The sequence below is a fragment of the Micromonospora acroterricola genome (assembly GCF_003172955.1).
Taxonomy (GTDB): domain Bacteria; phylum Actinomycetota; class Actinomycetes; order Mycobacteriales; family Micromonosporaceae; genus Micromonospora; species Micromonospora acroterricola.
In genome coordinates this window covers 17,447-38,374 of sequence record NZ_QGKR01000179.1, presented here as the reverse complement: position 1 = coordinate 38,374, position 20,928 = coordinate 17,447, and the positions used below count along the sequence as shown (strand labels likewise).

The 20,928-nt window shown below is 73.6% G+C and carries 18 protein-coding genes and 2 pseudogenes; 3 read left to right on the top strand and 17 right to left on the bottom strand.

The annotated features are described in order from the left end of the window. Positions 1-2: 2 nt before the first annotated feature. The 5 genes from DKT68_RS12535 to DKT68_RS12515 all read right to left on the bottom strand — a co-directional run bounded on the left by DKT68_RS12535 (position 3) and on the right by DKT68_RS12515 (position 3,245). Positions 3-236 carry an ATP synthase F0 subunit C gene (locus DKT68_RS12535; protein WP_030488047.1) on the bottom strand — a complete coding sequence of 78 codons (234 nt, stop codon included), beginning with the start codon at positions 234-236 and terminating at the stop codon, positions 3-5. 66 nt (positions 237-302) lie between these two features. Continuing rightward, complete coding sequence (gene atpB, locus DKT68_RS12530; protein ID WP_109817592.1) at positions 303-1,100, bottom strand: F0F1 ATP synthase subunit A; 798 nt, start codon at positions 1,098-1,100, stop codon at positions 303-305. 11 nt (positions 1,101-1,111) lie between these two features. Further along, complete coding sequence (locus tag DKT68_RS12525; RefSeq protein WP_030488045.1) at positions 1,112-1,348, bottom strand: AtpZ/AtpI family protein; 237 nt, start codon at positions 1,346-1,348, stop codon at positions 1,112-1,114. A 189-nt stretch (positions 1,349-1,537) separates the two neighbouring features. Beyond that, positions 1,538-1,963 (bottom strand): hypothetical protein, encoded by a 426-nt coding sequence (locus tag DKT68_RS12520; RefSeq protein WP_109817591.1) that lies wholly within the window; start codon positions 1,961-1,963, stop codon positions 1,538-1,540. Beyond that, on the bottom strand, positions 1,956-3,245 hold the full coding sequence (locus DKT68_RS12515) for a serine hydroxymethyltransferase (protein ID WP_201749004.1): 1,290 nt from the start codon (positions 3,243-3,245) through the stop codon (positions 1,956-1,958). The genes DKT68_RS12520 and DKT68_RS12515 overlap by 8 nt, the downstream gene beginning before the upstream one ends. A 35-nt stretch (positions 3,246-3,280) precedes the next feature. On the opposite strand from DKT68_RS12515, the gene DKT68_RS12510 reads away from it, so the two are divergent. Beyond that, complete coding sequence (locus DKT68_RS12510; protein ID WP_109817589.1) at positions 3,281-4,744, top strand: SDR family oxidoreductase; 1,464 nt, start codon at positions 3,281-3,283, stop codon at positions 4,742-4,744. Positions 4,745-4,780: 36 nt separating this feature from the next. Here the strand turns inward: DKT68_RS12510 and DKT68_RS12505 are convergent, their stop codons facing one another. The 4 genes from DKT68_RS12505 to prmC form a co-directional block, all read right to left on the bottom strand. Beyond that, positions 4,781-6,895 carry a transglycosylase domain-containing protein gene (locus DKT68_RS12505; RefSeq protein WP_109817588.1) on the bottom strand — a complete coding sequence of 705 codons (2,115 nt, stop codon included), beginning with the start codon at positions 6,893-6,895 and terminating at the stop codon, positions 4,781-4,783. Between the two features lie 106 nt (positions 6,896-7,001). Continuing rightward, the gene (locus DKT68_RS12500; RefSeq protein WP_109817587.1) at positions 7,002-7,613 is read right to left on the bottom strand and encodes an arsenate reductase/protein-tyrosine-phosphatase family protein; all 612 of its coding nucleotides are present in this window, start codon (positions 7,611-7,613) and stop codon (positions 7,002-7,004) included. Beyond that, the gene (locus DKT68_RS12495; protein ID WP_109817608.1) at positions 7,614-8,261 is read right to left on the bottom strand and encodes an L-threonylcarbamoyladenylate synthase; all 648 of its coding nucleotides are present in this window, start codon (positions 8,259-8,261) and stop codon (positions 7,614-7,616) included. Beyond that, positions 8,261-9,208, bottom strand: coding sequence for a peptide chain release factor N(5)-glutamine methyltransferase (gene prmC / locus DKT68_RS12490; protein ID WP_109817586.1), 948 nt, complete (start codon positions 9,206-9,208; stop codon positions 8,261-8,263). The genes DKT68_RS12495 and prmC overlap by 1 nt, the downstream gene beginning before the upstream one ends. A 72-nt stretch (positions 9,209-9,280) precedes the next feature. Between prmC and DKT68_RS12485 the strand changes: the two genes are divergently transcribed. Continuing rightward, a complete protein-coding gene (locus DKT68_RS12485; protein ID WP_109817585.1) occupies positions 9,281-10,828 on the top strand; it encodes a GGDEF domain-containing protein in 1,548 nt (515 codons plus the stop codon). Between the two features lie 47 nt (positions 10,829-10,875). On the opposite strand, the gene prfA is transcribed toward DKT68_RS12485, so the two are convergent. Both prfA and rpmE read right to left on the bottom strand, forming a co-directional pair. Then, complete coding sequence (prfA, locus tag DKT68_RS12480; RefSeq protein WP_109817584.1) at positions 10,876-11,964, bottom strand: peptide chain release factor 1; 1,089 nt, start codon at positions 11,962-11,964, stop codon at positions 10,876-10,878. 132 nt (positions 11,965-12,096) lie between these two features. Then, positions 12,097-12,321 carry a 50S ribosomal protein L31 gene (gene rpmE, locus DKT68_RS12475; RefSeq protein ID WP_109817583.1) on the bottom strand — a complete coding sequence of 75 codons (225 nt, stop codon included), beginning with the start codon at positions 12,319-12,321 and terminating at the stop codon, positions 12,097-12,099. A 275-nt stretch (positions 12,322-12,596) separates the two neighbouring features. Between rpmE and DKT68_RS12470 the strand changes: the two genes are divergently transcribed. Beyond that, positions 12,597-13,493, top strand: coding sequence for a phosphatase domain-containing protein (locus DKT68_RS12470; RefSeq protein WP_109817582.1), 897 nt, complete (start codon positions 12,597-12,599; stop codon positions 13,491-13,493). Positions 13,494-13,544: 51 nt separating this feature from the next. Here the strand turns inward: DKT68_RS12470 and DKT68_RS32380 are convergent. The 6 genes and pseudogenes from DKT68_RS32380 to DKT68_RS12450 all read right to left on the bottom strand — a co-directional run. Next, positions 13,545-16,262, bottom strand: a pseudogene (locus DKT68_RS32380) (phosphodiester glycosidase family protein); the annotation flags it as partial. 393 nt (positions 16,263-16,655) lie between these two features. Further along, positions 16,656-18,116: pseudogene (locus tag DKT68_RS31900) on the bottom strand (adenylate/guanylate cyclase domain-containing protein); the annotation flags it as partial. After that, on the bottom strand, positions 18,113-18,949 hold the full coding sequence (locus DKT68_RS12460; protein ID WP_109817580.1) for an MBL fold metallo-hydrolase: 837 nt from the start codon (positions 18,947-18,949) through the stop codon (positions 18,113-18,115). The gene DKT68_RS12460 and the pseudogene DKT68_RS31900, both read right to left, overlap by 4 nt. 121 nt (positions 18,950-19,070) lie before the next feature. After that, on the bottom strand, positions 19,071-19,532 hold the full coding sequence (locus DKT68_RS12455) for a RidA family protein (RefSeq protein WP_109817579.1): 462 nt from the start codon (positions 19,530-19,532) through the stop codon (positions 19,071-19,073). Continuing rightward, positions 19,529-19,684, bottom strand: coding sequence for a DUF4177 domain-containing protein (locus DKT68_RS31425; protein WP_007466198.1), 156 nt, complete (start codon positions 19,682-19,684; stop codon positions 19,529-19,531). The genes DKT68_RS12455 and DKT68_RS31425 overlap by 4 nt, the downstream gene beginning before the upstream one ends. Before the next feature lie 44 nt (positions 19,685-19,728). Then, positions 19,729-20,211, bottom strand: a complete 483-nt coding sequence (locus tag DKT68_RS12450; protein ID WP_109817578.1) for a hypothetical protein — start codon at positions 20,209-20,211, stop codon at positions 19,729-19,731. Positions 20,212-20,928 lie beyond the last annotated feature (717 nt).

The following is a 20,928-nucleotide window of genomic DNA, read 5'->3' as shown; positions in this document are numbered from 1 at the left end:
GATCAGCCGGCCCAGATGAAGCCGAAGGCGATGCCCAGCAGCGCGAGCGCCTCGATGACGGCGAAGCCGATCCAGACGTACGGCAGGGTCATCCGCGACGACTCCGGCTGGCGGGCGGTCGACTGGATGTAGGCGGCGAAGACCAGGCCAACGCCGATGCCCGGGCCGATGGCCGCGAGGCCGTAGCCGATGGCGGCGGTGCTGCCCTCTACCGCGGCGAGAACGCTAGCGTCCATTGGTGTGGTTCCTCCTGGTTATCACGCGTGACTCTCACGCGGGACGACAACGGTTGGTGCGGTGGATCAGTGCTCTTCGGCGAGCGCGCCCTGCACGTAGCTGGCGGTGAGGACGGTGAAGACGTAGGCCTGCAGGACGATCACCAGGAACTCGAGGAAGGTGAGCGCGATGGTCATCACCCAGGAGAGCACCGAGACCGGCGCCAGCCAGGCGTTGGCGCTCAGCATCGCGAAGCCGCCGAGCGTGAAGACCAGCAGAAGCATGTGGCCGGCGAACATGTTCGCGAAGAGACGTACCGCGAGCGAGAACGGCCGGACGATGAAGGTCGAGAAGAGCTCGATCGGGATCAGCAGCGGCAGGATGTACCACGGTGCCGGCGGGATCAGCGAGTTCTTGAAGTACTTCACGAAGCCGTGCTGCTTGATGCCGATGTAGTTGAACAGCACGTAGCTGATGATCGCGAGGATCGCCGGGAAGGCGATGTGCGAGTTCGGCGAGATCTGGAAGAACGGGATGATCGCGAACGAGTTCGTCAGCAGCACGAAGCAGAACAGCGTGGTGAAGTACGGAGCGAAACGCACACCAGCGTGACCGATCATGTCGACCGCGATGTTGTTCCGCACGAAGCCGTAGATCGACTCGGCGAACCACTGCTTCTTGGTCGGCACCAGCTGCGGGTTCCGGTAGCTCGCCAGGAAGAAGATGATCAGAACGCCAACCGCGATCCAGACCATCGCCGTGATCTTGGTGAACCAGTACGACTCGTGTGCACCCCAGGGCAGGATGCTGGGCAGGTAGAAGTCCTCCACAGTGGGTGGGAATGCCGCCTGGCCCGCTGCCAGAACGTTCGCCTGTCCGAACACCGCGTCCCTTCCTAAGTAGGCGTGCCGAGCCGGCGGACGACCAGGATGATCCCCCCGGCCATGCCGAGCACGACGCCGATCCCGGTGGCAACGCCGCCGGTGTCGAGCCACTGGTCGACCAGCCAGCCGATGAAACCCCACACGAGCATGCCTCCGATGAGGTAGCTGAGCGCGGTCCAACCCTGACCGGCGCCGGACGGAATGTCGTCCGGTTCGCCGGCGGGACGGGGGGTTTGGTCACCAGCCATGACGGGGCGAACGATATCAGCCGGGAAGACGAGGCTGTGCCTCACCCCCCGCACAACCGTGGTTGTGTGGGCATCTCGGGGGCCGCGTCGTCTGTGGGCACGCTACTCCCCTTCCGCCCTCGGGAAAATGACCGGTGGCCGACAGGTTGCGGCGCGTCCGATCTGTGGGACGACCGGTCGCGCGCCAGGTCAGCCCCGCGGCCGACGGGCGTGCACGCTGGTCAGCCACCAGATGTGCACCGCGGTCCACACTGCCACCCCGGCGACGATGCCGAGGCAGAGCGGCACCAACCCGGGCCAGCCGGTGGACGCCACCGCCACCATCACCACACCCAGCAGGGTGAACTTCAGCGCGTACAGGCCCAGCCCGAGCGGCAGCAGCAACTGCGGATTGATCTGGTCGGCCCACGCCAGCACCACCGTGGTGAGGGTGTAGCTGAGCACCGTGACGCCGACGCCGGCCGCCGCGCCGAACGCGGCGGTCGTGCCACCGGTCGCCCCGCCGACCACCGCGGCGACGGCGGCCAGCGCCACCGACGCGGCCAGGAGCACCGGCAGGTGTCGCAGTCGCCACCGCCGGTCGGCGTCGGCCTCGACGACCACGGGCTCAGCCACGGGGGTACGCCGGGAAGGCCGCCACCAGCTCGGCCACGTCGGCGCCGATCCGGGTCAGCTCGTCGGCACCGCCCGGGGCGCCGGGATCGGTGCGTACCGCACGGGCGATCAGGACGGCCACCTGCCGCAGCTCCCCCTCCCGCATGCCCTGGGTGGTGACGCTGGGCGTGCCCACCCGGATACCGGAGGCCACCATCGGCGGCTGCGGGTCGTACGGGATGGCGTTCTTGTTGAGGGTGATCGAGGCGGCGTCGCAGCGGGCCTCGGCCTCGGCGCCGGTCACCCCCGACTCGCGCAGGTCGATCAGGGCGAGGTGGGTGTCGGTGCCGCCGGACACCGGGCGCATGCCCTCGGCGGCCAGCCCGGCGGCGAGGGCCTGGGCGTTGCTGACCACCTGGCTGGCGTACGTCTGGAACTCGGGCTGCGCGGCCTCGCGCAGCGCGACCGCCTTGGCGGCGACCGCGTGCATCAGCGGGCCGCCCTGGGTGAACGGGAAGACCGCCTTGTCGATCCGCTGCGCCAGCGACTCGCGGCAGAGGATCATGCCGCCGCGCGGGCCACGCAGCACCTTGTGCGTGGTGGCGCAGACGACGTCGGCGTACGGCACCGGGGACGGGATCGCCCGGCCGGCGACCAGACCGATGAAGTGCGCCGCGTCCACCATCAGGTACGCGCCGACCTCGTCGGCGATCTCCCGGAACCGGGCGAAGTCGATCAACCGGGAGTACGCGGTGGCGCCGCAAATGATCATCTTGGGCCGGTGCGCCCGCGCCAGGTCCCGCACCTCGTCGTAGTCGATCAGCTCGGTGTCCGGTCGAACGGTGTAGCCGACCGTGGCGAACCACCTGCCGGAGAAGTTCACCCGGCTGCCGTGCGTCAGGTGCCCGCCGTGCGGCAGGTCCATCGCCAGCACCGTGTCCCCCGGCTGCACCAGAGCGGCGTACGCGGCCAGGTTGGCGCTCGCGCCGGAGTGCGGCTGGAGGTTGGCGTGCTCGGCGGCGAAGAGCTCCTTCGCCCGGGCGATGCCGATCTCCTCGGCCCGGTCCACCTCGGCGCAGCCGCCGTAGTAGCGCCGGCCCGGATAGCCCTCGGCGTACTTGTTCGTCAGCGTCGAACCGAGCGCCGCCAGCACCGCCGGCGAGGTCAGGTTCTCGCTGGCGATCAGTTGCAGGCCGCCGCGCAACCGGTCCAGCTCGCCGAGGACCACCCCGGCGATCTCCGGGTCGGTGGCCCTGAGCTGGGCGAAATCCGGCCCCCAGAAGGTGCTCGTCTCGGTCTCCACAGCGAACGAGTCTAGGGGGCAGCACACTGGGAACCGTGAGATGCCTCGTCACCGGAGCCACGGGATACATCGGGGGGCGGCTGGTGCCGCTGCTGCTCACCGAGGGGCACACCGTGCGCTGCCTGGCCCGCAAGGCGGTGCGGCTCCGTGACGTGCCCTGGGCGTCGGCTGCGGAGATCGTCGAGGGGGACCTGAGCCGGCCGGCGACGCTGCCCGCCGCGTTCGGCGACGTCGACGTCGCCTACTTCCTGGTGCACTCGCTGGGCCGGCCCGACTTCGAGGCGGCCGACCGGGCGGCGGCGACCAACTTCGCGACGGCGGCCCGGGCGGCCGGCGTACGCCGGATCGTCTACCTGGGCGGCCCGGAGCCGGCGGCCGGCGAGGAGACACCCTCCCCGCACCTGCGGTCCCGGGCCGAGGTGGGCCGGATCCTGCTGGCCAGCGGTGTGCCCACGGCCGTGCTCCGCGCCGCGGTGATCATCGGTTCGGGCTCGGCCTCGTTCGAGATGCTGCGGTACCTGACCGAACGGCTGCCCGCCATGGTCACCCCGCGCTGGGTCCGCAACCGCATCCAGCCGATCGCGGTCCGCGACGTGCTGGGCTACCTGGCCGGTTGCGTCGCTCTGCCGCCGGAGGTCAACCGCGGCTTCGACATCGGCGGCCCGGACGTGCTCAGCTTCCAGGACATGATGCAGCGCTACGCCCGGGTGGCCGGCCTGCGTCGGCGCGTCATCGTGCCGGTCCGCCCGCTCACACCGTCGCTCTCCTCGCACTGGGTCGGCCTGGTCACCCCCGTGCCGAACGCCATCGCCCGACCGCTGGTCGAGAGCCTGATCCAGGAGGCGATCGCGCAGGAACACGACATCGCCCGGTACGTGCCCGACCCGCCGGGTGGGCTGACCGGCTTCGATCAGGCGGTGGCGCTGGCGCTGGCGAAGGTGCGCGACGCGCAGGTGGAGACCCGCTGGTCCACCGCGAGCGGCCCGGACGCACCCGCCGAGCCGCTGCCCACCGACCCGAAGTGGTCCGGCGGCACGGCCTACACCGACGTCCGGGAACGGATGGTGGACGCGCCACCGGCCTCGCTCTGGCGGGTCATCGAGGGCGTCGGCGGCGAGCACGGCTGGTACTCGTTCCCCCTCGCCTGGTCCATCCGGGGCTGGCTGGACCGGCTCGTCGGCGGGGTCGGGCTGCGCCGGGGCCGGCGCGACCCGCACCGCCTCCAGGTCGGTGAGGCCCTGGACTTCTGGCGGGTGGAGGAGATCGTTCCGGGCGAGCTGCTGCGGCTCCGCGCCGAGATGCGGCTGCCCGGCCGGGCCTGGCTGGAGATGCGGGTGCTGCCGGCCGACGGCGGGGGCAGCCGCTACCACCAGCGCGCGGTCTTCCTGCCACGCGGGCTCGCCGGGCACGCCTACTGGGGGTCGGTCGCCCCGTTCCACGCCGTGGTCTTCGGTGGCATGGCCCGCAACATCGCCCGCAACGCCGAGCAGCTCCCCTGACCCACCCCCGGGGCACCCGCGCCGGGAGGTCGGGGGTCAGTTGGTGGTGCGGGTGCCGGTGACCTGGAAGGCGGTTCGCTCGCTGGGCGGGACGAAGTCCTGCACCGGCTGGTCGCGCAGGGCGACGGCGAGCACCTCGCCGACCGCGTCCACCATCCGGGCCTGCACCGCCTGACCGACGGCGTCGCGCGGGTCGTCCGGGTTCGCCGCCATCGAGGCGACCGCCAGCTGCGGGGTGAACGCCACCACGGTCTCCGTCTCGTACCGCTCCGAGCTGCCGGTCTTGCCGGCCACCGGGCGGCCGAGCTTGGCCCGCAGTCCGGGCGCGGTGGCGCCGTCGCAACGCCCGTACATCGACTGGTCGCCGACCGGGCAGCGGGCCGCGTCGGCGGCCGCCCGGGCCACGTCCGTGTCGACCACCTGCCGGCAGTCCGGCTTGGCGGCGTCGACCGGACGACCCGCCGAGTCGGTGATCGAGACCACCGGCAGCGGCGCGCACCAGGTCCCCTCGGCCGCCACCGTGGCGTACGCCGTGGCCAGGTCGAGCGGGGTCGTCGCGGCCACGCCCAGGGTGAACGGGCCCCAGTTCTTCGCCCCGTACCGGGCGAGCCGGGCGTCGGAGTCGGCGCGCAGCACGATGCCGAGCCGCTCGGCCATCTCGACCACCCGGTCGGCGCCGACCCGCTCGGTGAGCCAGGCGAAGTACGTGTTCACCGAACGCCCGAACGCCGTCCACATGGTGCGGGGGCCGTCCATGGCCGAGGGGTTGGAGTTCGCCGGGCACCAGTGGCCGTCACAGCTCGCCTCCCCGGTGACCGGGAAGTGCGTGAGCAGCCGGGTCGGCGCGACGAAGTCGGTCGACAGCGGCAGGCCGGACTCCAGCGCGGCCAGCATGGTGAAGAGCTTGAACGTCGACCCGCCCTGGTACCCCTCGATCGCCCCACCGCCGGCCACCAGCTGGTTCACCGTGTTCGGGTGGTTCTTCCGGCCGACCGGGTTGTCCTTCACGCTGTAGTTGCGGTTCACCGCCATCGCCAGGACCCGACCGGTGCCGGGCTGGACCACCGCGGTCGGCAGCGCACGGGCGTCGGTCGGCTGGTAGATCCGCAGCACCTGCTCGGTGGTGGCCCGCTGCACCCCCGGGTCGAGCGAGGAGACGATGGAGAACCCGCCCCGGCGCAGCGTGCGCTGCCGCTCGTCGGCGTTCGACCCGAACGCCGGCTGGCTGCTCCACCACCGGGTGAACCAGTCGCAGAAGAAGCCCCAGTCGTTGTGCCCGTCCGGCACGGCCGTGCAGTCGTTCGGGGTCGCGCTGGGCTTCAGCTCCAGCGGCTCGGCGCCGGCCGCCGCCGCCGCGTCCGCCGACACCTGGCTCGACTCCACGAGTTGCTCCAGCACGTACGCCCGCCGGCGCAGGGCACTGTCGGCGTCGCCGTTGATCGGGTCGTCGGTGTCCGGTGACCGGACCAGCCCGGCCAGCAGCGCGGCCTGGGCCAGGGTCAGCTCGGCCGGTGACCGGGAGAAGTAGCGCTTGCTGGCCGCCGCGATGCCGTACGCCCCCGCGCCGAAGTAGGCGATGTTGAGGTAGCGGGTGAGGATCTCGTCCTTGCTCAGCTCCCGCTCCAGCGCCAGCGCGTACCGCATCTCCTGGATCTTGCGGGCGGTGGTGACCTCGGTGGCGGCCTGGCGCTGCCGTTCGGTCAGCCGCGGGTCGCTGCTGAGCACGTTGCGGACGTACTGCATGGTCAGCGTGGAGGCGCCCTGCCGGGTCTGGCCGTCGCGCTTGTTCACGGTGAACGCCCGCACCACACCGCGCAGGTCCACGCCGCTGTGCTGGAAGAACCGGACGTCCTCGGCGGCCACGATGGCCTGGCGCATCACCGGCGCGACCTCGTGCAGCGGCACGTCCACCCGGTCCTCCTGGTAGAAGGAGGTGATCAGCGTGGTGCCGTCGTTGGCGTAGAGGTTGGAGCGCTGGGCGGTGGGCGGCGCGCGGAGCGTGTTCGGCAGCTCCGAGTAGGGCGTGGAGAGGGCGGTGAAGCCGATCCCGAAGACCAGGGCCACGGGCAGGGCGGCCGCCGCCAGCACCAACCCGGCCAGCACGCCGGCGATCACCACGGTCAGCAGTTTGTCGAGATGGGCCCGGATCATCAGCTCTCCCCGCAGGAGCCGGTCACGCTAGGACCCGTTCAGAATGACCCGGAACGCCCCTTTCGCCCCGGGTTTTCCCCAAACCCGGAGGAAACTCGCACGCCGCTCAGGGCAGCAGTGCGCTGGCCAGGGGGTGGACCGTCTCCTCGATCTCGTCGGCGACGCGGCTGAAGCACTGGTCGCCACGGCCCCACGGGTCGTCCAGGTCGTCCGTGGGCAGCGCCGAGGCACCCAGCCGGGCGTCGTGGGCCGCCGCCACCAGGGCCATGCCCCGGGCGTACACCGCCTCCGGGGTCGCCTCGCCCGGCGGCAGCGCGGCGGCGTCCACCGCGGCCAGCAGCCGACCGAACTCGCCCAGCACGAAGGTGCGGGCCGCCGCGTCCGGACGCAGCGCCACCACGTACTCCTGCTGATCCGCCGTCGCGGTCAGGACCAGGTCGGCCGCGTCGATGTGCTCCGAGCGCAGCTTGCGCGCGGCAAACCCCTCGACGTTCCCGCCACGGCCGGTGACCTGCCGGGCCGCCGGCGGGTTCATCTCCTCGCCCGCGTGCCACCCGCCCGTGCCGGCGCTGTGGCTGTGCAGCAGCTCCTCGGCCCGGGCCGGGTCCTGCTCGCGCCGGGCCAGCCGCTCCCGCACCGCCTGGGCGAGCAGCCGCTCGGCCATCGGCGAGCGGCAGATGTTGCCCATGCAGACGTGCAGAACGGTGAACGGGGGCACTCAGGCCCCCTGACCGTCAACGAGATCCGGCACCACGTCGCGCAGCTTCTCCAGGGGGATCGCGCCGGCGCGCAGCAGCTGCGGCACCTCGCCCGTCAGGTCCACGATCGTGCTCGGCACCGGGTCGGGGCAGGGCCCGGCCTCCAGGTACGCCCGCACCGAGTAACCGAGCTGGTCGCGCGCCTCCTCCGCGGTCACCGCCGCGGGCTGGCCGGTCTTGTTGGCCGAGGAGACCGCCATCGGGCCGGTCTCGCGCAGCACCTCCAGCGCCACCGGGTGCAGCGGCATCCGCACCGCCACCGTGCCCGCCTTGTCGCCGAGGTCCCACTGGAGGCTCGGCGAGTGCTCGACCACGATGGTCAGCGCACCCGGCCAGAACGCCTCGACCAGGTCCCGCGCGGCCGTGGGCAGCGAGAACACCAACCCGTCCAGGGTGTGCCGCGAACCGATCAGGACCGGTGGCGGCATCTGCCGGCCCCGGCCCTTCGCGTCCAGCAGCGCCTTGACCGCGTACGGGGTGAAGGCGTCCGCGCCGATTCCGTAGACGGTGTCCGTCGGAAGGACGACCAGCTCGCCGTTCTTGACCGCCTCGATGGCCGCAGCGATGCCGCGGTCCCGATCGGCGGGCGACCGGCAGTCGTAGAGCATCACGAGGAGTCAGTCTGCCACGCCGCGCCGAGTGGGGCGTGCTGGCCGTCCGCCCGTCGGGACGCGGTGGCGTAGCGAGGGCGGCCGGTGAGGTCCGGACACTCCGTGACGGCGGTGAACCGACCGTCCTCGGTGAGCAGCTCCGGCACCGCCGCACCGTGCGTGTCGTCGTGTTCGATCCCGAGCACGCCGCCGGGGCGCAGCAGCGCCGCCGCCCGGGTGACGACCGGCCGGATCACCGCCAGACCGTCCGCACCGCCGAAGACCGCCTCCGCCGGGTCGTGCCCCGCCACCTCCGGCGGCACCACCACGTCCACCGGCACGTACGGCGGGTTGCAGAGCAGCACGTCGACCCGGCCGACCAGGTCGGCCAGCAGGTCCGGCGAGGTGACGTCGGCCTCGACCACCTCGATCGGCTGGTCCCCCGCCGCGGCCCGCTCCGCCGCGTTGCGACGCAGCCACTCCAGCGCGGCCGGGGATCTCTCCACCGCCACCACCCGCGCTCCCGGCAGCTCCTGGGCCACCGCCAGCGCGATCGCGCCGGAGCCGCTGCACAGATCCACCACCAGCGGGTCGGGCCGGCCACGGCCCTGCTCGACGCCCCAACCGGCCAACAGCTCGGTCTCCGGCCGGGGCACGAAGACACCCGGGCCGACCGCCAGCTCCAGGTGCCGGAAGCCGGCCCGGCCGGTCAGGTGCTGCAACGGCTCCCGGGCGGCGCGGCGGCGCACCAGCTCGTCGAGCCGGGCCAGGTCGTCGTCGGTCAGGTCGTCGGCGAGCGCCAGCCGCCCCCGGGGCACACCCAGCACGTACGCCGCCAGCAGCTCGGCCTCCACGCGGGCCGGGTCCACCCCGGCGGCGGCGAGCGAGCGGGCCGCCCGGGCCACCGCGGCGGACGGACGGAGCCGCCCTGTCCCTTCGGGGGGGTGTTGCGGCAGAGTGGTCACGCCATAATCATGAAGCGTCGCGGGCGACGCCACGAACGGGTGCGTCGAGGCGCACACGACGGGAGGTCGCGAGTGGGCTGGCTCGACCGGGTCGATGACCAGGTTGACGCCCTCACGCACGCCCGGGCGTTGCAGGAAGCAAGTCGCTCCGCAGAGTCGTACGCTCTGCTGGAGCGGGTGCTCCGCACGACCACGGACCCGGCGGCGCGAGCGGACGCGATGGTGCAGCGACTCTCCGCGCTGATCAATCTCGGTCGGACGGCGGAATTCACCCGCGCCATCGAGGAGGCGTCGGCCGCCGTCCGCGACCTCGCCGAGCCCTACCTGCACGGGCACCTCAACGCGCTGGCCGCGCTCGCCGCGCACCACCAGGGAGCGCTGGACCGCTGCGTCACCCACCTCGTGAAGGCCGCCCGGGCGCTGGGCGCCGTGGAGGACCCGGACCGGGACACCGCCTGGGGCTGGCACGACCTCGCCATGGCCTACAGCTACCTCAGCTTCCACGGGTACGCCCTCGGTGCGATCGAACGTGCCCGGCAGCTCGGGGTGACCGCCGGCATCCCCGAGGAGACGTTCGCCGCGCCGGGCATCCGGCTGCGCAACGCCGTGGCGCTGGACCACAACGGCGACAGCGACGGCTGCCTGCGGGTGCTCCGGGACGTCGCCGCCGACCTCGCCCGGTTCGTGCACACCGGGCGGGCCGGCCGGCTGCGCCCGAGCAGCCTCGCCGCGTACGGCTACGCGGCGGCCCGGCAGGCCGCGCTCGGCGACCGGGTGGAGCCCGGCGGGGACACCGGGCCGTCCCGGCTGCTCGGCCACGGCGGCGACAGCGCCCGCGCCCGTGACATGCGGCAACTCGGGCAGGTCTGCCTGGCCGTCGCCGCCGGGCGGCCCATCGAGGCGGTCACCCGACTGGACTCCATCCGGGTGTCCACCGAGACGCTCGGCGCGGCGGAGCCGGCCCGGCTGCGCAGCATCGCGCTGGCCCGGGCCGGGGACCACGTGGCCGCGCACCGGGCCGACCGGCTGGCGTTCCGGCTCGCCGCCCAGCGCAACGACCGGCTGCGCGACGTCTACATCGACGGCATCGCCGCCCGGATCGACCACGAGGAGATGCGCCGCGAGGCGGCCCGGTTCGAGGGCGAGGCGCTGACCGACCCGCTCACCGGGCTGCCCAACCGGCGGCGGCTGGAGCGGTACATCACCGCCGTGGTCACCCGCGGCGAGCGGGTGGTGATCGGTGTCTGCGACCTCGACGGCTTCAAGGCGGTCAACACCCGGCACGGGCACCACTCCGGTGACCTGGTGCTCCAACGCATCGCCGGGGTGATCAACCGGGTGATGCGCCGAGGCGACTTCGTGGCCCGCTACGGCGGCGACGAGTTCGTGGTGGTCCTTCCGGACACCGGCATGACCGAGGCCGCCGAGGTGGCCCGTCGGATCGAGGCGGCGGTCCACGCCGAGGACTGGGAGTCGCTGGTGCCCGGCACGCCGGTCGGGGTGAGCATCGGCTTCGCCGAGGTCTCCGGCGGAGGCGGGCTGCGCGACGCGCTCAGCGTCGCGTTCGAGGAGGCCGACCGGGAGATGCTGCGGGCCAAGAGCCGGCCGCGCGCGAGCTGACCGCCCGCGCCCCGCCTCAGCGTCCGCCGTTCGCCGGCGGCGCCGCGTCAGCGGCGGGTCAGCTCGGTATCGCCGGCCAGGCGGGCGGCGCGGTCCGCCTCGGTCAGGGCGTCCAGCACCCCGTCCAGCTCGCCCGCCAGCGCCAGATCCAGGTTGTACGCGGTGTAGCCGATCCGGTGGTCGGTGATCCGGTTCTGCGGGTAGTTGTAGGTGCGGATCCGCTCCGAGCGGTCCACCGTGCGCACCTGCGCCTTGCGGGCGTCCGAGGCGGCGGCGTCGGCCTGCTCCTGCGCGGCGGCGAGCAGCCGGGCCCGCAGGATCCGCATCGCCTGCTCCCGGTTCTGCAACTGGGACTTCTCGTTCTGGCAGGAGACGACGATGCCGGTCGGAAGGTGGGTGATCCGCACCGCCGAGTCGGTGGTGTTCACCGACTGGCCCCCCGGGCCGGACGAGCGGAACACGTCGATGCGCAGGTCGTTCTGGTCGATGGTGACGTCGACGTCCTCGGCCTCGGGCAGCACCAGCACCCCGGCGGCGCTGGTGTGGATGCGGCCCTGCGACTCGGTGACCGGGACGCGCTGCACCCGGTGCACGCCGCCCTCCCACTTGAGCCGCGACCAGACGCCGTTGCCGCCCTCCGGGACACCCTTGGTCCTGATCGACAGCGAGACGTCCTTCACACCGCCGAGGTCGGAGTCCTGCGCGTCGATCACCTCGGTGACCCAGCCGTGGCGCTCGGCGTACCGGGTGTACATCCGCAGCAGGTCGCCGGCGAACAGCGCCGACTCCTCGCCGCCCTCACCGGCCTTGATCTCGACGATCACGTCCTTGGCGTCGTGCGGGTCACGCGGGATGAGCAGCTCGGCGAGGCGCTCCTCCAGGACCGGCAGGGACGCCGCGATCGCCTCGGTCTCGGCGGCGAAGGAGGGGTCCTCGGCGGCCAGCTCCCGGGCCGCGGCCAGGTCGGAGCGCGCCTGCTCCAGCTCACCGGCGGCCTTGTGCAGCGGCACCAGCTCGGCGTACCGGCGGCCGACCCGCCGTGCGGTGGCCTGGTCGGCGTGGATGGCCGGGTCGGCGAGCCGCTTCTCCAGCTCCCCGTACTCGTCGAGGAGGCCGGCCAGACGCTCGCTGCTCATGGTGCGGATGCTCCTTCGACGGGTACGGCACCGGCCGGGCCGGACGGAGTGCCGGTCGCCGGGCGAAACAGGGCGGAACGCGGACGGCGCCCGCGTCCGGCGGAAAACCGGACGCGGGCGCCGAACAAGGAGCTACTTGGCCTTCTTGGCCTGAACCTTGGCGTACTTCTGCTGGAACTTCGCGACCCGGCCGGCGGTGTCGAGAACGCGCTGCTTACCGGTGTAGAACGGGTGGCATGCGCTGCAGGTCTCGACGTGGATCGCCCCGCCCTTGGCGGTGCTGCGGGTCGCGAACGTGTTGCCACAGGAGCAGCTGACCTCGGTGGTCACGTACTCCGGGTGGATGCCTGACTTCATCTCGCCTCGGTCCTCTCGTTGGTGGTCGCCGGGTCGCCGTCACCGCCCGTCGCGCCGTGCGCGACGGGCTCGGGCGTGAACCGGAACCGGTGGCCGATTGACCAGTGTGCCATGGGCCTGAGCCGACCCGGTAATCGGGCCGCACACCTCGTCCGGCACTGTCAACACGTGCCCTCCCCTCCGCATTCCCGCCGCCGGGCGGGGCATTCGCCCAGGCGACGGAGGGCGCCCGGGTGCCCCGTCGGGGGTACGCCACAGAACCGGAGGGGACGCCGATGACCCGCCTGATCGCCACCCGCGGACTGCCCGCCTCGGGGAAGACCACCTTCGCGCGTACCCTCCAGCCGTCCGTGCTCCGGGTCAACCGGGACGACCTGCGCCGGATGTTGCACGGCGAGCGGCTCTTCACCCAGTGGGCCGAGGCTCAGGTGACCGCCGTGCAGCGGGCCCAGGTGGAGGCGCTGCTGCGGGCCAGGGCGGACGTCTGCGTGGACGACACGAACCTGCGCTCACGCACCCTGCGGGACTGGGCCGACCTGGCCGCCCGGTACGGCGCGGAGTTCGAGGTGCACGACTTCACCGACGTGCCGCTGGACGAGTGCCTGCGCCGCGACGCCGTCCGACCGGAGGCCGACCGGGTCGGGGCGGACGTGATCCGCCGGCTGCACGAGCGCTACCTGGAGGGGCGGACGCTGCCGTTGCCGGTGCCGCAGGCCCGCACCGGACGACCCGCCGCCGTGCACCCCCCGTCCACCGAGCCGCCGGAGATCGTCCTGGTGGACATCGACGGCACCGTCGCGCTGGCCGTCTCGCGCAGCCCGTACGACATGACCCGGGTGGGCGAGGACCAGCCGAACCCGGCGGTGATCGCGGCGGTCCGGGCGATGCACGCCGCCGGGTACGGGGTAATCTTCTGCTCCGGGCGGGACGCCTCTGCCCGCGCGGCCACCGAGGCCTGGCTGGCGCGGCACGTCCGGGTCCCCTACCTCGGCCTGCACCTGCGTGCCGTCGGTGACTCCCGCAAGGACTCGATCGTCAAGCGGGAGATCTACGACCGGGAGATCCGGGACCGCTACCGGGTGGTCGGTGTGTTCGACGACCGTGTCCAGGTGGTGCGGATGTGGCGGGCCCTCGGCCTCACCGTGTTCCAGGTCGCCGACGGCGACTTCTGAGGTACGTCCGGAAGGGCCCCTCGGCGCACCGGAGGGGCCCTTCCGGACAGCTCACCGGGTGACGGTGATGGTGGCCTCGGCGAGGACGCCGTTGACGGCGACCGTGAGGCGTACCGGGGCGCCGGGGCGCAGCGCCGTCAGCGTGCCGGTGGCCGGGTCGAAGTGGGCGGTGTGCCAGGGGCGCACCCCCGCTGCCGAACCGATGTGCACCGCGGGCGGGGCGGACCAGTCCGCGCTGACCGGGGCGGCCACCGGGACGGTACGCCCGCCGGGCTGGCTCAGCGTGGCGGTGACCTGGGCAGGTGCGCCCACCGCGACGCTGGGTGGGGCGGTCAGCGCGAGCCGGTCCACGTGCGCGTGGAACTCGGCGTCCACCCAGCGCGGCCCCTCGGCGAGCGGGTTGCGCCGGGCCCGGTCGGCCTCGGCCGGGGTGACCGGGTCGACGCCGACCTCCGTCCAGCCGGTGAAGCCGCCCTGGTCCGCCGGGGTGGACGGCGTCTTGCCCGCGTTGCCGTTGATCACGAACGGCACCCCGTCCACCCGGTCGGCGTGGAAGGTGCCGACGTGCCCGCCGACGAAGAGCGCCCCCTTGCCGGTGCGGTGCTGGAAGTCGGCCAGCCACTGCTCCAGCAGCGCCGCCTCCTTGCGGTCACCGAGCTGGCTGGCCTGGGCCGGGCTGGGGTCGCGCGGCGGGTGGTGGTGCAGGACGACGACCGAGCCGACCCGCGGGTCGGCGGCTGCCCCGTCCAGCGCCTCACGCAGCATCCGGACCTGGTCGAAGCCGCCGCCGCGCAGCGTCCCGGTCGACGAGTTCAGCGTGACGAACCGGGTACCGGCGTGGTCGAAGACCCGCGAGGTGGCCCCGAAAGCGGCCTGGAAGTTGCTGATCGGCGCGCCCATGATCTCGTGGTTGCCGGGCACGTAGTACCAGGGCAGCGCGTCGCCCAGCTCCTCGTCGAGGATCCGTTTCGCCAGCGCGAAGTCCGCCGGGTATGCGGTGTCCACGAAGTCGCCGTTGATCAGCAGGAAGTCCGGCCTGGCCGCCTTCACCTCGCGCAGCGTCCGCCGGGCCTGGGCGACCAGGTCGCTGTCCGGGTCGGCGGCGACGAACTGGGCGTCGGACAGCACCGCGAACCGCCAGGGTGCGCCGTCCACGGTGCCGTCGCGGACCACGACCCGATCGGTACGCGGTGTCACCTCCGGCACGTCGACCGTTGGCGGCACCTTCGCCACCAGGTCGTCGATGATCACCTCGCTGCGGTACTGGGCGGCGGCGTTGGTCTCGGCGACGTAGAACCGGCGTACCCGCACCGGGTACTGCACCCCGGCCGGTACCGCGAACTCCACGTACCGCCAGCCGGTCCAGGTGATCAGCGGGCCGCGCAGCACGTGCTGGGTGTCCTGGGCGTCGTGCAGGTGCAGGCTGGGCCACTCCCCGGTGCCGTTGCCGTGGATCCACATGCCGAACGCCTGCGGCTGGCCGGGCACCTCGATCCAGGCCGGCGGGTCGGCGTACGCGGCGCGGGTGCCGGTGGACTGGCTGAAGTCGTACGACATTCGCAGGCCGGTGCCGGTGTGCCCCGGCGCCGGGGCGACCGAGCCGCTGGCCCGGGCCTGGCTGAACCGCCAGGAGGCGGCGTCGTCGAAGCCGGCGACCGGCACGTCGGTCAGCCCGACGGTGACCGGCAGGACGGTGCGGTGGCGTCCGACCTGGACGGTGACGAGGCCGGAGCCGGTGTCCCGCAGGGCGGTGACGGCGAGGTTGCCGTCCTCGGTGGGGGTGATCCGCAGCAGGTCCCGGTCGTAGTCGAGGGTCAGGTCGGTCGGCTCGATCGGTGCGGTGTTGCCCTCGGCGTCGTAGCCGACCACACCGACCAGTGCGCTGCCGTCCCGGCCGGTGAGCCCGACGCGTTCCACTGTGGAGCCGATCCGGGCCAGCGGGCCGAGCACCGTGAGGTTCAGCGAGCCGGTTGCCCGGCCGCGCGCGGCGGTGACCGTGCCGGCCCCCGGGAGGGCGGCGTGGAACACGCCGTTCCGGTCGACCCGGCCGTGCAGCGCCGGGGTCACGCGCCACGTCGGCGCGCCTGCCGCCGGGCCGTACGTCTCGTCGTAGCCGTTCGCGGTGAGGGTGCGGGTCAACCCGGGGAAGACGCGGTCGGGCCGGCCACCGCGCACCGGTGAGACGCCGGGGGCCACGGTCGGGTCACTGGCGGTCTCCACCCAGTAGCCGGTGAGCCGGCCACTGCCCTCGGGCGCGTAGATGGCCAGCCCGTTGGGCACGGCCCGTTCGCTGCCGTCGGAGGGGCTGTTCTCCACCTGCACGGCCGGCGCGCCCGGTTCCCGGGCCAGCAGCGTGGACGAGCCGCCACCATCCAGGTTGAGCGCGTGGTGGGCGCCCAGTTCGGCCATCATCCGGGCCATCTCGGTCTGGGTGACGCCGCGGCTGTCGACCTGCCGGCCGTCGACCGTCAACATGATCATTTTGCGACCGTCGGCGGTGAAGCCGACCGCCGTGCGCGGCGCCAGCGTCGGGTCGGCGATGCTCTGCACCACGCCGTCGCGAATCAGGACGTTGCCGCCGCCGACCGCCGCGTGCAGGGTGCTCCCGTCGGACGGCTTCGGCTGCCAGGCCACCGTCACCGGATCGCCGGGGCGGAGCCCGGCCAGCGCGTCCGCGCCGGCGTCGCGGCCCAGCAGCACGGTGCTGCCGGCGACGACGGGGCCGCTGCCGGCCGCGCCGGTCACCGTGACCACCCGGCCGCCGGCCACGGTGACCTCGACGACCCGCGCCGCGCCCTCGACCGCCCGCTGCCGGGTGTACGTCCCCCAGAGCTCGGTGAACGCGCCGACGCCGTCGGGCTGCACGATGTTGTTGAACTGGGTCAGCGGCACCGGGCCGGTGGGCAGCGTGGCGGTGCCGTCGAAGTTCACCTCGATGACACGGCCGAGCCCGTCCGCGGTGACCGCCACGGCGTTGCGGTGGCCGCTGACCGCCGACTGGATCAGCTCGCCGTCGCGGATGCCGACGCCCTCGGCCGCACCGGAGTTGTTGATGTCGAAGAAGTCGCCGTTGACCGCGGCGACCGCGCGCGAGCGGTCCACCGCCCCCCGCAGCGGCTCGGCCCGGCTGACCGCCCCGGAGTTGACGTAGTCGACGGTGGCCCCGCCGCCGAGGTAGGTGGTGAGCAGCCGGGCCGCGTCGGCGCCGCGCAGCGGCGGCAGGGAGTGCACCTCGGCGTCCGCGACCCGGGTCAGCGCGCCGGCGGTACGGACCAGCTCGGGGCGGCCGAGCAGCAGCACCAGCACCGGGCCGGTGAGTCGGGACAGGGTCAGCCCGAGAGCGCTGATCGTCTCGGCGGTGGCGTCGTGCAGGTCGTCCACCACGATCACCAGCGGCGCCTCCGCGGCGAGCCCGCTGAGCAGCTCGGCGACCGCGTTGGGCACCGCCTCGGCGTCGGCCGTCGCCACGCCCGTGCCGCCCCACTCGCCGTTGTCGGTGCCACCGTGTGCGGGGAGCTCGGCGTACCCGAGCAGCGCCAGCAGCTGGTCGGTCGCGATCGGCGACGGCTCACCGCCGGCACGGGCCAGGCGCTGGCCGAGCCGCCGCAGCCGCTCCTCCACCGCCGGGCGGGTCAGCGCGGCGGCCGCGTCACCGGGCAGGCCGACCGCGGCGCGGACCAGGTCGGCCAGCGGCGCGAGCCGCCGCCGCTCACCGAACGCGGCGCAGCGCACCGAGAGCACCCGGGCGCCCGTGTGCGCGGCGTACCGGCCGGCGCCCACGTCGTACCCGGCGGCGAGGCGTTCCACCTCGGCGGCGAACCGGGACTTGCCGATGCCCGCCTCGGCGGTCATCAGCAGCACCCGCGGGTCACCCTGGTCGATCACCTCGGCGAGACGGCCGGCGACGCGACCGATCTCGGTCTCCCGGCCCACGTAGGGCGCCTCGTCGCCGAGCCCCGACCGGGTGCCCGGCGCGTCCAGCAGGCCGAGCAGCTCGTACGCCTCGACCGGCTCACGCTTGCCCTTCAGCCGCAGCGGACGCAGCGCCCGCCAGGAGGCCACGTGCCGGGTCGCGGCCGCTGTCCGCGCGCCGGCGTAGACCGCGCCGACGGCGGCGGCGTCGGCCAACCGGGCGGCGGTGTTCACCGTGTCGCCGATGACCGTGTACTCGATGGCGGCCTGGATGCCCGCGATGACGTCGCCGGTGTTCAGCCCGACCCGGAGCCCGAGTGGCGCGCCGCCGCCCCGCTCGTCGTCGAGCACCCGGCGGACCGCCCGCTGCATGGACAGCGCGGCCCGGACAGCCCGCTCGGCGTCGTCCTCGTGCGCCACCGGCGCGCCGAAGACGGCCATGATGCCGTCGCCGGTCAGCTTGTCGACGTGCCCGCCGAAGGTCTTCACCGCGCCGGCGAGGGCGGCGAGCACCCGGTCGGTGACCGCCCCGACGCGTTCCGGGTCGAGGTCCTCCGACCAGGAGGTGAATTCGGAGAGGTCGCCGAAGAGCACCGTGACCACCCGACGCTCGGCCGCCGGCAACGTCGCGGCGGCCGGCAGCGCGGCACCACAGTTGTGGCAGAACCGCGCGCCGGGAACGGCGACGGTTCCACACACGGGGCAGGTCACATGTGCTCCAACCCACTGACCCCCGGCTCGGATTCCCCGGTGTCGACGCCCAGATACTCCAACTGGGCGCGGACCGACCACTCGGCCGCCCACCAGAGCGAACGGTCCACGTCCGCGTAGACGGCCGCGACCACGTCCGCGGGGGTGCGGGCGCCGGCAGTGACGGCGGCCCGGACCTGGTCGAGCCGGGCCCGCCGGTGGGCGAGGTAGAACTCGGCGGCGGCGGCGCAGTCGGCCAGCGCCGGGCCGTGCCCGGGCAGCGCCGGAGTCCCGGGGTACGCGGAGAGCAGATCCAGGCTGGTCAGGTAGTCGCCGAGGTGCCCGTCCGGGTGCGCCACCACGGTGGTGCCACGGCCGAGGATGGTGTCACCGGTGAGCACTACCCGCTCGTCGCCGCGCTCGACCAGGAAGCAGACCGAGTCGGCGGTGTGCCCCGGAGTGTCCAGCGCACGAATCTCCAGGCCGAAACCCCCGAAGTGCTCGCCCGACCCGGTCAACGGCTCACCGCCGATGGTGTGCGCCGGGTCGACGGCGAGAACGTGCACGCCGCCGAGCAGCTCACTCAGGCGGGCGGAGCCCTCGGTGTGGTCGGGGTGCCCGTGGGTGATCAGGATCAGCCCGATCGGGCCATGTTCGGCGATCCGGGTCAGGTGCCCCTCGTCCGCAGGCCCCGGGTCGACCACGACGCCGTACTCCGCGCCCGGGGCGCGCAGCACCCACGTGTTGGTGCCGTCCAGGGTCATCGGACCCGGGTTCGGCGCACGCAGCAGCGTCACCCAGCCCGGCAACTCGTCGGCGAGCGCCGCCGCCGGCGCCGTCACGTGCCCGCTCATGGCTGCGATCGTACGACCCCGCCCACCACACCCCGCGATCTTGCACCTGCGGTCCCTGATTCATGCCCGTTCAGGGCTTTTCACCCGGGCAGACGTGCATGATCGCGGGGCTGGTGACGGGTCAGGCGACCTCGACGATCAGTTCGATCTCCACCGGGGCGTCCAGGGGAAGCTCGGCGACCCCGACGGCGCTGCGGGCGTGGCGACCGGCCTCACCGAAGACGGTGCCGAACAGGTCGGAGGCACCGTTGATCACGGCGGGCTGGCCGGTGAAGCCGGGCGCTGAGGCCACGAAACCGGTCACCTTGACCACCTTGACCACGTTCTCCAAGCCGACCAACGAGTCGACCGCGGCCAGCGCGTTGAGCGCGCACCGCTGGGCCAGGTCCTTCGCCTGCTCGGCGGAGACCCCGGCGCCAACCTTGCCGGTGGCCAGCAGCTTCCCCTCGGCGATGGGCAGCTGGCCGGAGACGTACACGTGCTGCCCGGACTGCACGGCCGGCACGTAGCTGGCCACCGGCGGCACCACCTCGGGCAGTTCGAGACCCAGCTCGGCGAGCTTCGCGTGCGGGCCGTTGCTCATGCCTTGGGCCGCTTCAGGTACGCGACCAGCTGGTCCGGGTTGGGCCCGGGGACCACGGCGACGAGTTCCCACCCGTCCTCGCCCCAGTTGTCGAGGATCTGCTTGGTCGCATGGACCAGCAGCGGGACCGTGGAATATTCCCACTTCTGCATCGCTGGAGGGCTCCCTCTCGGTGCGGACGTATTCGAGGCACAGCCTACGGTCCGCTGGCCGGGCGAGGTGCGGGACGCTGCTCCGGCGCGGCCGGCAGCTCCCCACAGGGCCCCTCGTGCTCGTACCCCTGGGGGCAGCGCGAGCGGTCGGGCAGCAACAGGTCGCAGAAGACCCGGTGCCGGTTGTTCTGGTCGTCGGCGTTGGACACGGTCGTCTCGCCGGCGTCGAGCTCCGGCAGGAAGCCCAGGGACACCGCGACCCGACCGGCCAGCGCGGTCGCCGCCACCAGGTCGGGCACCCGGATCGGCAGGTGGATGACGAAGCCCGGCTCCTCGTCCTCGCGGACCCGTTCCGTCGGCCGACTCGACGCCACGGCCACCTCCGGCGGCTCGGGCACCCGACGGTACGACCGCTCGTTGACCGGCAGGCTGCCCACCGGCCCGTCGGCCTCACCCACGGACCCGTGCCGGCGGGGCCGGTCGTTCGTCGGGAACTGGGTGCGAGGGATGTTGTCCACGTCGCGCATGCACTGCCTCCGGTGTACCTGTCGGATCACGCTTCCGGTCGAACCTTCCGTCCGCTCCGGCCCCCCGCACCCGCGTCGAAGGTAGGTCGGTGGCTGCAGTCCCGCCAACAGGACGCGCACGGCCGCTCACCCCTAGTCACATATGCGACACATTGCAGGTGGGAGGCCCGGCGGTGCACAGCCCGAGGGATCCCGTCCGCCGGATCCCGGGCCCGTACGGCGCGGCGGCGGCGACACCGGTCCGGTCATTGACCGCTACCCTTCCGGTCGGACGGTCGCGCAGTGCCGGCCGCCCGCTCGATCACGCTCGACGCCAGGGGTGGCGGCGGGCGCCGCACCCCCGGGGGAAAGACATGACCCAACCGCCCAGCGGCGACCAGGCCGGCACGCCCGAACGCCCGCCGGCCGACCCGGATCCCGCCGGCCAGGCCGGCTCTCCGGTCATCCCCGGCCAGTCCGCCCCCGCAGCGCAGCCCGGCCCGCTCGCTCTCCCCGCGGAGCCCACCCGGCCGGCGCTCCCGGCCGGCCCGGCCGAGCAGCCGTCGCCGGCCGGGCCGGCTTTCCCCGCATCGCCGCCCGGGTCAGCCTTCCCGGCATCGCCGCCCGGGGCAGCCTTCCCGGCATCGCCGCCCGGGCCGGCCTTTCCCGCATCGCCGGCCGGACCGGCGTTCCCCGCATCACCGGCCGGGCCGGCCTTTCCCGTCCAGCAGGCCTTCC